The following is a 14,283-nucleotide window of genomic DNA, read 5'->3' on the forward strand; positions in this document are numbered from 1 at the left end:
TCTTTTTCAGACCATCGAGAGGCGTGCGGCCCACACCGCGGGCAGATGGCACGCAGGAAGCCCGGACTAATAAGATGGCATTGAAATCCCCCGCGTTTCGTAAAAAATTTCCGTTGTTGGTAACCGGCAGTCTGCTGGCTATGCAACCTCTGGCCAGTTCATTCGTTGTCGCCGCCGAGCAGTATGACTGCGCCGTCTCGGCTACGGGCGGCTGGGCCTGTTCGCCGAAGACGCCGGCAGCGGCATTGCCGCCGCGCCCGGTGCATGACGGCAGCGCTGTCAGCGCCACCGGCGAAGCCCCGGCCGAGAACGGCAGCGTTTCGGACTCCGGTCCCAAACCCGTGCTGGTCACCGAGTCCAAGGGCCGCGGCCTGAAATCCCGTAGCGAAGACTACAGTCACCTCGACTGGGTTCCGCGCGAGAAGCTCACCGCCGCCCAGCTCGCCGAGACAGGTCCTTACTGCTCTGGTTCCTATATCGAACCAATTCGTCCTGGCATGAATGACAAGACGAATAAAAGTGACGCCCCGACCTTCATCGGCGCGAAAGCGTCGCGCTACAACACCGAAGATCAGGTCGGCACGCTGGCCGGTGACGTGGTTCTGCGCCAGGGCAGCATGCAGGTCGAATCCCAGGAAGCGAGCCTCTACCAGGCCGAGAGCCGCGCCGAACTCAAGGGCGACGTGCGCATCCGCGACAACGGCGCGCTGATCGTCGGCGACCACGCCGATGTGCAGCTAGACACCGGTGAAGCGAAAGTCGACAACGCCGAATACGTGATGCACAAATCGCGCATCCGCGGTAACGCGCTGTACGCCAAGCGCGCCGAAAACGCGATCATCCGCCTGAAGGACGGCACGTACACCACGTGCGAACCGAACAGCAACGCCTGGCAGCTCAAGGGCAACAACATCACCCTGAACCCTGCCACCGGCTTCGGTACCGCGACCAACGTGACACTGCGGGTCAAGGACATTCCGATCCTGTACACCCCGTACATCTATTTCCCGATCGACGACCGCCGTCAGTCGGGCTTCCTGCCGCCGACCATCGGCACCGGCAGCGACACCGGCTTCATGCTGGTCACCCCGTACTACTTCAACCTGGCACCGAACTACGATGCCACGTTGTATCCACGCTACATGAGCAAGCGCGGCCTGTTGATGGAAGGCGAATTCCGTTACCTGACCAAGTCCAGCGAAGGCCAGTTCGGCGCCGCGTACCTCAACGACGAAGACACCGATCGCAGCAAGCAGACCGATTACGAAAAAAATCGCTACATGTACAACTGGCAGCACAAGGGTGGTCTCGACTCCCGCGTGTTCACCGAGGTCGATTACACCAAGATCAGCGATCCGTATTACTTCCAGGATCTGACGACCGATCAGATCGGTGTCAAAAGCGCCGACTACGTGAACCAGCAAGGCGCCATCAGCTATCGTGGCGACAGCTATACCGCACGCTTGAATGCTCAGGCGTACCAGTTGGCGACCGTTTCGAACATCACGCCATATGACCGTCTGCCACAGATCACTTTCAATGGTCAGCTGCCATACAATCCTCAGGGCCTGCGTTTCGATTACGAGACGGAGCTGGTTCGCTTTGACCGCGATCTGAAAGATGGCAACTTCGTCAATGAAGACGGTTCTGTCGAGCGTCGACTGGATAACAACGTGACCGGGCTGGCCCGAGCCACGGGTGACCGACTCAACCTGAAACCGGCTATCAGCCTGCCGATGGACTGGACCTATGGCTTCCTGAAGCCATCGATCAAATACCAGTACACCCAGTACCAGCTTGACCTGGACGGTACCGGCAAGTCGCAGATCGCTGCCTTGAGCCCCGAGCAACAGAAGTTGAACGGCCGGTTCAACAGCAACGAAAATCGCGGCGTACCGATCGTCAGCATCGACAGCGGTCTCTACTTCGATCGCAATACCACCTGGTTCGGCAAGAACTATCGCCAGACCCTGGAACCTCGCCTGTTCTACCTCTATGTGCCTGAGAAAGATCAAGGTGACATTCCGGTATTCGACACCGGTGAATACACCTTCAACTATGCGTCGCTGTTCCGCGACAACCGCTTCTCCGGTTCCGACCGTGTCGGTGACGAGAACAAACTGTCGCTGGGTATAACCAACCGCTGGATTGAAGACGACGGTTTCGAGCGTCAACGCATCAGTGTCGGTCAGGCCCTGTACTTCAAGGATCGCGAAGTCCAGCTGCCGGGTATCGATCCGAAAACCCGCGACGACGCGCATTCCAATGTTTCGCCTTATGCGCTGGAGTACGAATACCGCTGGAACCGCGACTGGCGCACCACGGCCGACTACAACTGGGATCCGGACAGCCGCAGCCCGCGCTCCGGCAGCGCGATGTTCCACTACCAGCCTGAAGACAACCCGAACAAGGTGGTCAACCTCGGTTATCGCTATCGCAACGACCAGGTTCGTTACGACCAGAACACCGGTAAATGGTCGGTGGGCGGTGGTGATTACGGCACCCCTGGCCAGCCTGGGTACGTGAAGGACTACTACAAGATCCAGCAGCATGACTTCTCGGTCATCTGGCCGATCGTTCCGCAGTGGAGCGCAATCAGCCGCTGGCAGTACGATTACAACCGCAACCGTACACTGGAAGCCTTCGGTGGTTTCGAGTACGACAACTGCTGCTGGAAACTGCGCCTGATCAACCGTTACTGGGTTTCCTACGACGAGTTCAGTCAGGAAGCTCCGCAAAACGAAAAAGGCGACCACGGCGTCTTCCTCCAAATTGTTCTGAAGGGACTCGGCGGCCTCACTGGCGCCAAGGTAGAGAGCTTCCTCGACAAAGGCATCCAAGGTTATCGTCAACGTGAAGACCAAGCTTTCTGATTGTCTGCGCCCGCTGATGCTGGGCGCGCTGTTCCTGGGTACCGCGGCCAACGCCGCGGTGCAGTCCATCGATAAGGTTGTGGCCATCGTCGACAACGACGTGGTCATGCAGAGCCAGCTGGATCAACGCGTCCACGAAGTTCAGCAAACCATCGCCAAGCGCGGTGGCGGCTTGCCGCCTCCGGGCGTGCTGGATCAGCAGGTGCTCGAGCGCCTGATCGTCGAAAACCTGCAGCTGCAGATCGGCGAACGCTCCGGCATCCGCATCACCGATGAAGAACTGAACCAGGCTGTCGGCACCATTGCCCAGCGCAACAACATGACTGTCGACCAGTTCCGCGCGGCCCTGGCCCGCGACGGCCTGAGCTACGAAGGCGCCCGTGATCAGATCCGCAAGGAAATGATCATCAGCCGTGTACGTCAGCGCCGTGTTGCAGAACGCATCCAGGTATCGGAACAGGAAGTGAAGAACTTCCTCGCCTCCGACTTGGGCAAGATGCAACTGTCTGAAGAGCTGCACCTGGCCAACATCCTGATCCCGACCCCGGAAAGCGCCAACTCTGAAGCGATTCAGAGCGCCGCGCGCCAGGCGATGGAGGTTTACCAGCAACTCAAGCAGGGCGCTGATTTCGGTCAATTGGCCGTTGCCAAGTCCGGCAGCGACAACGCCCTCGAAGGTGGCGACATGGGCTGGCGTAAAGCTGCTCAATTGCCACCGCCGTTCGATCGTGAACTGAGCGCCATGTCGCCGGGCGACATCACTCAGCCAGCGCGCACTCCGGGTGGCTTCATCATCCTGAAGCTGCTGGAAAAACGCGGTGGTGAAAGCCAGATGCGCGACGAAGTGCATGTGCGCCACATTCTGGTCAAGCCAAGTCCGGTCCGCGACGAAGCCAAGACCAAGGAACTTGTCCAGTCGCTGTATAACCGCATCGAAGCTGGCGAAGATTTCGCCGAACTGGCGAAAAAATACTCGGAAGACCCGGGTTCTGCCCTCAACGGCGGCGACCTGAACTGGATCGACCCGAACGCACTGGTACCGGAATTCCGCGCCGTGATGGCCAAGTCCCCGCAGGGTCAGCTGTCCAAGCCGTTCCAGACCCAGTACGGCTGGCACGTTCTGGAAGTCCTTGGCCGTCGCGCCACTGACAGCACCGAACAGGCCCGTGAGCAGCAAGCCATGACCGTACTGCGTAACCGCAAATACGACGAAGAGCTGCAAACCTGGCTGCGTCAGATCCGTGACGAAGCGTACGTAGAGATCAAACTCCCTGGTGCAGACCAGGCAGCGCAGTGAAACCCAAGCGTTTCGCGCTGACACCCGGCGAACCGGCCGGCATCGGTCCCGACCTGTGCCTGCTGCTCGCCTCGCAAGCCCAGCCACATCCCCTGATTGCCATCACCAGCCGCGACCTGCTCCAAGAGCGGGCCGCGCAGCTGGGGCTGGCCGTCAGCTTGCTGGAAGTGGCGCCTGGCAACTGGCCGGACACCCCGGCGCCTGCCAACAGCCTGTACGTCTGGGACACCCCGCTCAGCGCCCCCGTGGTCGCCGGGCGACTGGACAAGGCCAACGCTGCCTTCGTCCTTGAAACCCTGACCCGCGCCGGCAATGGCTGCCTGAACGGCGACTTCGCCGGGATGATCACCGCCCCGGTGCACAAGGGCGTGATCAATGAATCGGGCATCGCCTTTTCCGGCCACACCGAATTCCTCGCCGACCTGACCCACACCGCCCAGGTGGTGATGATGCTCGCCACCCGCGGTTTGCGCGTGGCGCTGGTCACCACTCACCTGCCCCTGCGCGACATCGCCGATGCGATCACGCCGGAGCGGCTGGAACGGGTCACGCGGATCCTGCACGCCGACCTGCAAGACAAATTCGGCATCGCCCGACCGCGCATCCTGGTCTGCGGGCTCAACCCGCACGCCGGTGAAGGCGGACACCTGGGCCATGAAGAAATCGACATCATCGAACCAACATTAGAGCGCCTGCGCGGCGAGGGCATGGACCTTCGTGGCCCGCTGCCTGCCGACACTCTGTTTACCCCCAAATATCTGGAGCACTGCGACGCAGTGCTGGCGATGTACCACGACCAGGGCCTGCCCGTGCTCAAGTACAAAGGCTTCGGCGCAGCGGTCAACGTGACCCTGGGCCTGCCGATCATCCGCACCTCCGTCGACCATGGCACCGCCCTGGATCTGGCCGGCAGCGGCAAGATCGACACCGGCAGCCTGCAGGTCGCCCTGGAAACCGCCTACCAGATGGCCGAGACCCGTTTATGACCGAGCAATACCAACACAAGGCGCGCAAACGCTTTGGCCAGAACTTCCTGCACGATGCCGGCGTCATCGACCGCATCCTGCGCTCCATCAGTGCCAAGTCCGGCGACCGGATGCTGGAAATCGGCCCGGGCCAGGGCGCGCTGACCGCCGGCATCCTCAATTCCGGCGCACAGCTGGACGTGGTGGAACTGGACAAGGACCTGATCCCGATCCTCAACCAGCAGTTCGCCGGCAAGAGCAACTTCAACCTGTATCAGGGCGATGCGTTGAAGTTCGACTTCAACACCCTGAATGCTGCGCCGAACAGCCTGCGCGTGGTCGGCAACCTGCCGTACAACATCTCCACGCCGTTGATTTTCCACCTGCTGAACAACGCCAGCATCATTCGCGACATGCACTTCATGCTGCAGAAGGAAGTCGTCGAGCGTCTGGCCGCCGGCCCGGGTGGCGGCGATTGGGGCCGTCTGTCGATCATGGTTCAGTACCATTGCCGGGTCGAACATCTGTTCAACGTCGGCCCGGGTGCATTCAACCCGCCGCCGAAGGTCGACTCGGCCATCGTGCGTCTGGTGCCGCACGCGGTACTGCCGCACCCGGCCAAGGATCACCGCCTGCTGGAGCGCGTCGTGCGCGAAGCCTTCAACCAGCGTCGCAAGACCCTGCGCAACACCCTCAAGCAATTGCTGAGCAACGCTGAAATCGAGGCCGCCGGCGTCGACGGCAGCCTGCGTCCCGAGCAGCTCGATCTGGCCGCATTCGTGCGTCTGGCCGACAAGCTTGCCGAACAGCCCGCGAAAACACCTGCAGCCGACTGACAGGCAATCATCGTGCTCGGGCAGGACACCGCTCTGGTCTCCTGCCCGATACTTGCCTAGACTCAATCCATCGGCTACCCCCCGCGTCCCGCTTTGTCCTTAAGGCCTTTTGCATGTCTGATCCTCGTTATCAGGTCGATGTCAGTGTCGTTACTCACTACCTGGCAGACCAATCGCAACCCGAGCACGACCGCTTCGCCTTCGCCTACACCATCACTGTGCAGAACAATGGCGAGCAACCGGCCCGACTGATGTCCCGGCATTGGGTGATCACCGATGGCGACGGGCATGTCGAAGAAGTGCGCGGTGCCGGCGTGGTCGGCCAGCAGCCCTTGATCGATGCGGGGCAAAGCCACACCTACAGCAGCGGCACGGTCATGACCACCAAGGTCGGCACCATGCAGGGCAGCTATGAAATGGTCGCCAGTGACGGCAAGCATTTCGATGCAATCATCAAACCCTTCCGCCTCGCCGTTCCCGGAGCCCTGCACTGATGGCAACGTATGCCGTCGGCGACCTTCAGGGCTGCCTCGAACCGCTCAAGTGCCTGCTCAGGCAAGTCGCGTTCGACCCGGCAGTGGACCGGTTGTGGCTGGTGGGCGATCTGGTCAACCGTGGTCCGCAATCGCTGGAAACCCTGCGTTTCCTCTATGGCATGCGTGAGTCGCTGGTCTGCGTCCTCGGCAATCACGACCTGCACCTGCTGGCGGCGGCGAAAAACATCGAGCGCATGAAAAAGTCCGACACGCTGCGCGAGATTCTAGAAGCACCGGACTGCGCCGAACTGATGGAGTGGCTGCGCCATCAGAAACTCATGCACTACGACGAGCAACGTGAAGTCGCCATGACCCACGCGGGCATCCCGCCGCAATGGTCCCTGCGCAAGGCCTTGAAGTACGCCGAAGAAGTCGAGACCGCCCTGCGCGACGACAACCTGCTCCCGGCCTTCCTCGACGGCATGTACGGCAACGAACCGGCGAAGTGGGACAGCGAACTCAAAGGCGTGGCCCGCCTGCGGGTCATCACCAACTACTTCACGCGCATGCGCTTCTGCACCGCCGAAGGCAAGCTCGACCTCAAGAGCAAGGAAGGTCTGGACACGGCGCCACCGGGCTATAAACCGTGGTTCCAGCACAAGGAACGCAAGACCCGTGGCCTGCGCATCATTTTCGGCCACTGGGCGGCGCTTGAAGGCGATGTCCACGAGCCCGGCATTTCGGCCCTCGACACCGGATGCGTGTGGGGCGGCAGCCTGACCCTGATGAACGTCGACAGCTTTGAACGGCTGTCGTGCAAATGCGACGAACACGGCGGCGTCCTGCCTCCCGTCGCACCACCGATCACCGAATCCTCGCCAGTCAGCGCCCCGCGTTAGACTGCGTTTTCAGCCGAGCCACAGGAACCCGCCATGAGCGAATTCAAACGAATCCCCCCGGAACAGGCCCAGGCCCTGCGCGAGCAAGGTGCCGTGGTCGTCGACGTCCGTGACCCAGCCACATTCGCGGCGCTGCACATCAGCGGCTCGAAGCATCTGGACAATCATTCCCTGCATGCCTTCATCCAGGGCGCCGACCTCGACGCCCCTACCGTCGTGGTCTGCTACCACGGCAATTCGAGCCAGGGTGCCGCGGCGTATCTCGTCAGCCAGGGCTTTTCCGACGTCTACAGCATGGACGGCGGCTTCGAGCTGTGGCGTACGACTTTTCCTTCGGAAACCGCGCAAGGCACCTCCGAATAATTTTTTTGTAACGTGCAAGCCCCGGCTCCCGTGGGCTCGCGCGGTGGCAGACGAACGGTCTGCCACAACTAATTACGTATCTCGCCTTTACCTCCCGAATTCCCAACTATCCTTAAGCCCAGGCCATCCAAAACAGGGGAGAGCCGGTACACCGGCGCACGGGTCATCGGGAGTGACTTTCGCGGTTGTCGATCGCGAAAGGGTTCTGGGGGGTAAACAACAGCTGCCATCGCGGCTGCTTGCCAGCATCGACTGAGTGATCCGGCGTCGGCTCCACGTATCGAGCGAGGTGACGTCATGAGTATCTTTAGCCACTTCCAACAACGCTTCGAGTCCACACGCCAGGAAGAATTCTCGCTGCAGGAATACCTGGAACTGTGCAAAAAGGATCGCAGCGCCTACGTTTCCGCCGCCGAGCGTCTGTTGATGGCTATCGGTGAACCGGAGCTGCTCGACACTTCGACCAATTCGAGGCTGTCGCGAATCTTTTCCAACAAGGTGATCCGCCGCTATCCGGCCTTTGAAGACTTCCACGGGATGGAAGAATGCATCGACCAGATCGTGTCGTATTTCCGCCATGCCGCCCAGGGTCTCGAGGAGAAGAAACAGATCCTCTACCTGCTCGGCCCCGTCGGTGGCGGTAAATCGTCCCTGGCCGAGAAGCTGAAACAGCTCATGGAAAAAGTGCCCTTCTATGCCATCAAGGGCTCACCGGTATTCGAATCTCCACTGGGTCTGTTCAACGCCACCGAAGATGGCGCGATCCTCGAAGAAGACTTCGGCATTCCCCGGCGCTACCTGAACACCATCATGTCGCCATGGGCCACCAAGCGCCTGGCCGAATTCGGCGGCGACATCAGCCAGTTCCGCGTGGTCAAGCTGTACCCCTCGATCCTCAACCAGATCGCCGTGGCCAAGACCGAACCGGGCGACGAGAACAACCAGGACATCTCCGCGCTGGTGGGCAAGGTCGATATCCGCAAGCTGGAAGAATTCCCGCAGAACGACGCCGATGCCTACAGCTATTCCGGTGCGCTGTGCCGGGCCAACCAGGGCCTGATGGAATTCGTCGAAATGTTCAAGGCACCGATCAAGGTGCTGCACCCTCTGCTGACCGCCACCCAGGAAGGCAACTACAACAGTACCGAAGGCCTGGGCGCGATTCCGTTCACCGGGATCCTGCTGGCCCACTCCAACGAATCGGAGTGGCACACCTTCCGCAACAACAAGAACAACGAAGCCTTCATCGACCGGATCTACATCGTCAAAGTGCCGTACTGCCTGCGGGTCAGCGACGAAGTGAAGATCTACGACAAGCTGCTGTTCAACAGCTCCCTGGCCAAGGCCCATTGCGCGCCGGACACCCTGAAGATGCTGGCGCAGTTCACCGTTCTGTCACGCCTGAAGGAGCCGGAAAACTCCAACATCTATTCCAAGATGCGCGTGTATGACGGCGAAAACCTCAAGGACACCGATCCGAAGGCCAAGTCGATCCAGGAATACCGCGACGCGGCAGGTGTCGACGAAGGCATGAACGGTCTGTCGACCCGGTTCGCGTTCAAGATCCTGTCCAAGGTCTTCAACTTCGACCCGCACGAAATCGCCGCCAACCCGGTGCACCTGCTCTATGTGCTGGAACAGCAGATCGAACAGGAACAGTTCCAGGCCGAGACCCGCGAGCGCTATCTGCGTTACCTGAAGGAATACCTGGCACCGCGTTATATCGAATTCATCGGCAAGGAGATCCAGACCGCCTACCTCGAGTCTTACAGCGAGTACGGCCAGAACATCTTCGACCGCTACGTGCTGTACGCGGACTTCTGGATTCAGGATCAGGAATACCGCGATCCGGAAACCGGCGAGATCCTCAACCGCGTCGCCCTCAACGAGGAACTGGAAAAAATCGAGAAACCGGCCGGCATCAGCAATCCGAAGGATTTCCGCAACGAAATCGTCAACTTCGTGTTGCGCGCCCGGGCCAACAACAACGGCAAGAACCCGACCTGGCTCAGCTACGAAAAACTGCGGGTGGTCATCGAGAAGAAAATGTTCTCGAACACCGAGGACCTGCTGCCGGTCATCAGCTTCAATGCCAAGGCCAGCAAAGAGGATCAACAGAAACACAACGACTTCGTTACACGAATGGTCGAACGCGGCTACACCGACAAACAGGTACGACTGCTCTCCGAGTGGTATCTGCGGGTCAGAAAATCACAGTAAACCGCGGCCGGTCAGACCGGTTGTCGTCAGCCCGAGGCCTGTGTGCGCATTTTCTGCTACACAGGCCTCTGGAAGGTGTTCGAAAGGCGGTAGCGAGGTTCAGGCAGCACCCAAAGCGCTTGGGGGAGCGTTTGCGTCCCCAGGCATTCGGTTAAACGCTGCATGACCGCTCGCCCTTTGCAGGACAGCTTCTAAGGAGCAGTCATGAGCTATGTGATCGACCGACGTCTCAATGGCAAGAACAAGAGCACGGTGAACCGTCAGCGCTTCCTGCGGCGTTACCGTGACCACATCAAGAAGGCTGTCGAAGAGGCGGTCAGCCGGCGCTCCATCACCGACATGGAGCACGGCGAGCAGATCAGCATTCCCGGTCGCGACATCGACGAACCGGTGCTTCACCATGGTCGCGGCGGCAAGCAGACCGTGGTTCATCCCGGCAACAAGGAATTCACCGCCGGCGAACACATCGCCCGCCCGCCGGGAGGTGGCGGAGGCCGTGGGCCGGGCAAGGCCGGCAACTCCGGCGAAGGCATGGACGAATTCGTCTTCCAGATCACCCAGGAAGAATTCCTCGAGTTCATGTTCGAGGACCTTGAACTGCCGAACCTGGTCAAACGCAACCTGACCGGTACCGATACCTTCAAGACTGTTCGCGCCGGGATCAGCAACGAGGGCAACCCGTCCCGGATCAACATCATCCGTACCCTGCGCTCGGCCCATGCCCGGCGAATCGCGCTGTCCGGCAGCAGCCGCGCCAAGCTGCGCGAGGCCAAGGAAGAGCTGGCACGCCTGAAACGCGAAGAACCGGACAATTTCGGCGACATTCAGAACCTGGAAGCGGAAATCGAGAAACTCAGTGCGCGCATTCATCGCGTGCCCTTCCTCGACACCTTCGACCTCAAGTACAACCTGCTGATCAAGCAGCCGAACCCCAGCTCCAAGGCTGTGATGTTCTGCCTGATGGACGTTTCCGGCTCCATGACCCAGGCGACCAAGGACATCGCCAAACGCTTTTTCATCCTGTTGTACCTGTTCCTGAAGCGGAACTACGACAAGATCGACGTCGTGTTCATCCGCCACCACACTAGCGCCCGGGAAGTGGACGAAGAAGAGTTTTTCTACTCGCGGGAAACCGGCGGCACCATCGTCTCCAGCGCCCTGAAACTGATGCAGGAGATCATGGCCGAGCGCTACCCGAGCAACGAATGGAACATCTACGCCGCCCAGGCCTCCGACGGCGACAACTGGAACGATGACTCGCCGATCTGCCGCGACATCCTGATCAACCAGATCATGCCGTTCGTGCAGTACTACACTTACGTAGAGATCACCCCGCGCGAACATCAGGCCCTGTGGTACGAGTACGAACGCATCGCCGAAGCCTTTTCCGACACTTTTGCCCAGCAACAGCTGGTCTCGGCCGGAGATATCTATCCGGTCTTCCGTGAACTCTTCCAGCGCAGGTTAGTGACATGACCGCCAAAGAGCAGAAACGCCAACCCATTTCCACCGGCTCTGAATGGACATTCGAGCTGATCCAGACCTACGACCGCGAAATTGCCAGGATCGCGGCCGGGTACGCCCTGGACACCTATCCCAACCAGATTGAAGTGATCACCGCCGAACAGATGATGGACGCCTACGCCTCGGTCGGCATGCCGCTGGGCTATCACCACTGGTCCTACGGCAAACACTTCCTCAGCACCGAGAAATCCTATAGCCGTGGGCAGATGGGGCTGGCCTACGAGATCGTGATCAACTCCGACCCGTGCATCGCGTATCTGATGGAGGAGAACACCATCTGCATGCAGGCACTGGTGGTGGCCCATGCCTGTTATGGCCACAACAGTTTCTTCAAGGGCAACTACCTGTTCCGCACCTGGACCGATGCCAGCTCGATCATCGACTACCTGGTGTTCGCCAAGCAGTACATCATGCAGTGCGAGGAGCGACACGGCATCGACGCGGTCGAGGATCTGCTCGACTCCTGCCATGCCTTGATGAACTACGGCGTCGACCGTTACAAACGCCCGTATCCGATTTCCGCCGAGGAAGAGCGGCGCCGGCAGAAGGATCGCGAAGAGCACCTGCAGAAGCAGATCAACGACCTGTGGCGCACCATTCCCAAAGGCGCGGACAAGTTCAGCGACAAGGACAACGCACGGTTCCCGGCCGAACCCCAGGAAAACATCCTGTACTTCATCGAGAAACACGCACCGCTGCTGGAGCCGTGGCAACGGGAAATCGTGCGCATCGTGCGCAAGATCGCCCAGTATTTCTATCCACAGCGCCAGACCCAGGTGATGAACGAAGGCTGGGCGACTTTCTGGCACTACACGCTGATGAACGACCTGTATGACGAGGGTCTGGTAACCGACGGCTTCATGATGGAGTTCCTGACGTCTCACACCAGCGTGGTGTTCCAGCCGGGTTTCGACAGCCCCTACTACAACGGCATCAACCCTTACGCGCTGGGCTTTGCCATGTACCGTGATATCCGGCGCATGTGTGAAGAGCCCACGGAGGAAGACCGTCGCTGGTTCCCGGAAATCGCCGGCAGCGACTGGCTGTCGACCATCAAGTTCGCCATGAGCAGCTTCAAGGACGAGAGTTTCATCCTGCAGTACCTGTCGCCGAAGGTGATCCGTGACCTGAAACTGTTCAGCATCCTCGATGACGACCAGAAAGATGATCTATTGGTGCCTGCCATCCATGACGAGGGCGGCTACCGGATCATCCGAGAGACCCTGGCCGCGCAGTACAACCTGGGCAACCGTGAACCGAACGTGCAGATCTACAGCATCGACCGGCGCGGTGACCGTTCTCTGACCCTGCGTCACCAGCAGCACGACCGCAAACCGCTGGGCGACTCCACCGACGAGGTACTCAAGCATCTGCACCGGTTATGGGGTTTCGACATTCATCTGGAAACCCTGCAGGGCGACCAGATCATGAAAACCCACCATGTACCGCCCCGCAGCGAACACGGCGAGGGGGATTACGGTCGGCTCGATCTGGCCGTCATTCATCTTTGATCCCGTTCTGGCCTCCGAAAGTCCGGCGCAAGGGTTATCCTGTCGGGCCAACGGAGGTTTTTTATGCAGATTTACAAGGTCGGCGGCGCGGTACGTGATCGCCTGCTGGGCAAACCGGTCACCGATATCGATTGGGTGGTGGTCGGCGCCACCGCAGAAGAAATGCTCGCCAAAGGGTTTCGCCCGGTCGGCGCGGATTTCCCTGTGTTTCTTCACCCGAAAAGCGGCGAGGAATACGCCCTCGCCCGCACCGAACGCAAAAGCGGTCGCGGTTACGGCGGGTTCACCTTTCACGCCAGCCCCGAGGTCACGCTTGAAGAAGACCTGATCCGCCGCGACCTCACGATCAACGCCATGGCCGAGGACGATCAGCAAAACCTGACCGACCCCTATCACGGCCAGCGTGATCTCGAAGACCGGTTCCTGCGTCACGTTTCCCCCGCGTTCGCCGAAGATCCCCTGCGAGTCTTGCGTGTTGCCCGCTTCGCGGCTCGTTACGCAGAACTCGGCTTCAAGGTTGCCCCCGAGACCCTTGAATTGATGCGCCAGCTCAGCGAATCCGGTGAACTGGAGGCCCTGACCGCCGAACGCAGCTGGAAAGAGATTTCCCGCGCACTGATGGAAAGTCAGCCGCAGGTGTTCATTCAGGTACTGCGTGACTGTGGCGCACTGAAAGTGCTGATGCCGGAGGTCGACGCCCTGTTCGGCGTACCGCAACCGGAAGTCCATCACCCGGAAATCGACAGCGGTATTCACACCTTGAGCGTGCTTGAGCAAGCTGCCCTGCATAAACAGCCACTGACAGTACGTTGGGCCTGCCTGCTGCATGATCTCGGCAAGGGCCTGACCCCGGAAGAGGAATGGCCGCGGCATATCGCCCATGAGCACAAAGGTCTGAAGCTGATCAAAGCGGTCAACGAACGCTTCAAGGCACCGAAGGACTGTCAGGAACTGGCCTTGCTGGTCGGCCAGTATCACACCCACGGCCATCGCGCCCTGGAACTGAAGGCTTCGACCTTGCTGGAATTGCTGCAGAGCTTTGACGTTTATCGCCGACCGCAGCGCTTCGAAGAATTTATCGTCGCATGCGAGATGGATGCCCGAGGCCGCAAAGGACTTGAGCAGCGCAGTTATCCACAGGCCGATTACCTGCGCGGTGCCGCCAGCGCTGCTCGGGGCGTTGCGGTACAGCCGCTGCTGGAGAAAGGATTGAAGGGCCCGGAACTGGGCGAAGCGCTCAAGCGTGAACGGCTCAAGGCGTTGAAGGCTTACAAGGAATCAGCGTCGTCCTGAGAACAACGACGCCATCGCGAACCGGT

At 60.1% G+C, this 14,283-nt stretch carries 11 protein-coding genes; all 11 read left to right on the forward strand.

Features of this window, described 5'->3' with window-relative positions:
• The first annotated feature begins 74 nt into the window (after positions 1–74).
• A complete protein-coding gene (locus IF189_RS25755; protein ID WP_134828297.1) occupies positions 75–2,873 on the forward strand; it encodes an LPS-assembly protein LptD in 2,799 nt (932 codons plus the stop codon).
• Positions 2,854–4,170 carry a peptidylprolyl isomerase SurA gene (gene surA, locus IF189_RS25760; protein WP_167748783.1) on the forward strand — a complete coding sequence of 439 codons (1,317 nt, stop codon included), beginning with the start codon at positions 2,854–2,856 and terminating at the stop codon, positions 4,168–4,170. Before IF189_RS25755 ends, surA begins: the two co-directional genes overlap by 20 nt.
• Positions 4,167–5,156 (forward strand): 4-hydroxythreonine-4-phosphate dehydrogenase PdxA, encoded by a 990-nt coding sequence (gene pdxA / locus IF189_RS25765; protein WP_192552443.1) that lies wholly within the window; start codon positions 4,167–4,169, stop codon positions 5,154–5,156. The genes surA and pdxA overlap by 4 nt, the downstream gene beginning before the upstream one ends.
• A complete protein-coding gene (gene rsmA / locus IF189_RS25770; protein WP_192552444.1) occupies positions 5,153–5,971 on the forward strand; it encodes a 16S rRNA (adenine(1518)-N(6)/adenine(1519)-N(6))-dimethyltransferase RsmA in 819 nt (272 codons plus the stop codon). The genes pdxA and rsmA overlap by 4 nt, the downstream gene beginning before the upstream one ends.
• A gap of 113 nt (positions 5,972–6,084) precedes the next feature.
• Complete coding sequence (gene apaG / locus IF189_RS25775; RefSeq protein WP_085709218.1) at positions 6,085–6,465, forward strand: Co2+/Mg2+ efflux protein ApaG; 381 nt, start codon at positions 6,085–6,087, stop codon at positions 6,463–6,465.
• Entirely contained in the window at positions 6,465–7,346 is an 882-nt protein-coding gene (locus tag IF189_RS25780; protein ID WP_134828299.1) for a symmetrical bis(5'-nucleosyl)-tetraphosphatase, read from the forward strand. Before apaG ends, IF189_RS25780 begins: the two co-directional genes overlap by 1 nt.
• Positions 7,347–7,379: 33 nt before the next feature.
• Positions 7,380–7,709, forward strand: coding sequence for a thiosulfate sulfurtransferase GlpE (glpE, locus tag IF189_RS25785; RefSeq protein ID WP_007959911.1), 330 nt, complete (start codon positions 7,380–7,382; stop codon positions 7,707–7,709).
• Between the two features lie 297 nt (positions 7,710–8,006).
• Positions 8,007–9,929 (forward strand): PrkA family serine protein kinase, encoded by a 1,923-nt coding sequence (locus IF189_RS25790; protein ID WP_011336211.1) that lies wholly within the window; start codon positions 8,007–8,009, stop codon positions 9,927–9,929.
• Between the two features lie 204 nt (positions 9,930–10,133).
• Positions 10,134–11,405 (forward strand): YeaH/YhbH family protein, encoded by a 1,272-nt coding sequence (locus tag IF189_RS25795; RefSeq protein WP_085709216.1) that lies wholly within the window; start codon positions 10,134–10,136, stop codon positions 11,403–11,405.
• Positions 11,402–12,964 carry a SpoVR family protein gene (locus tag IF189_RS25800; RefSeq protein ID WP_114885894.1) on the forward strand — a complete coding sequence of 521 codons (1,563 nt, stop codon included), beginning with the start codon at positions 11,402–11,404 and terminating at the stop codon, positions 12,962–12,964. The genes IF189_RS25795 and IF189_RS25800 overlap by 4 nt, the downstream gene beginning before the upstream one ends.
• Before the next feature lie 63 nt (positions 12,965–13,027).
• The gene (locus tag IF189_RS25805; RefSeq protein WP_192552445.1) at positions 13,028–14,257 is read left to right on the forward strand and encodes a multifunctional CCA addition/repair protein; all 1,230 of its coding nucleotides are present in this window, start codon (positions 13,028–13,030) and stop codon (positions 14,255–14,257) included.
• The last annotated feature ends 26 nt before the right edge of the window (positions 14,258–14,283 follow it).

The sequence above is a fragment of the Pseudomonas sp. IzPS59 genome (assembly GCF_014863505.1).
Lineage (GTDB): Bacteria > Pseudomonadota > Gammaproteobacteria > Pseudomonadales > Pseudomonadaceae > Aquipseudomonas > Aquipseudomonas kribbensis.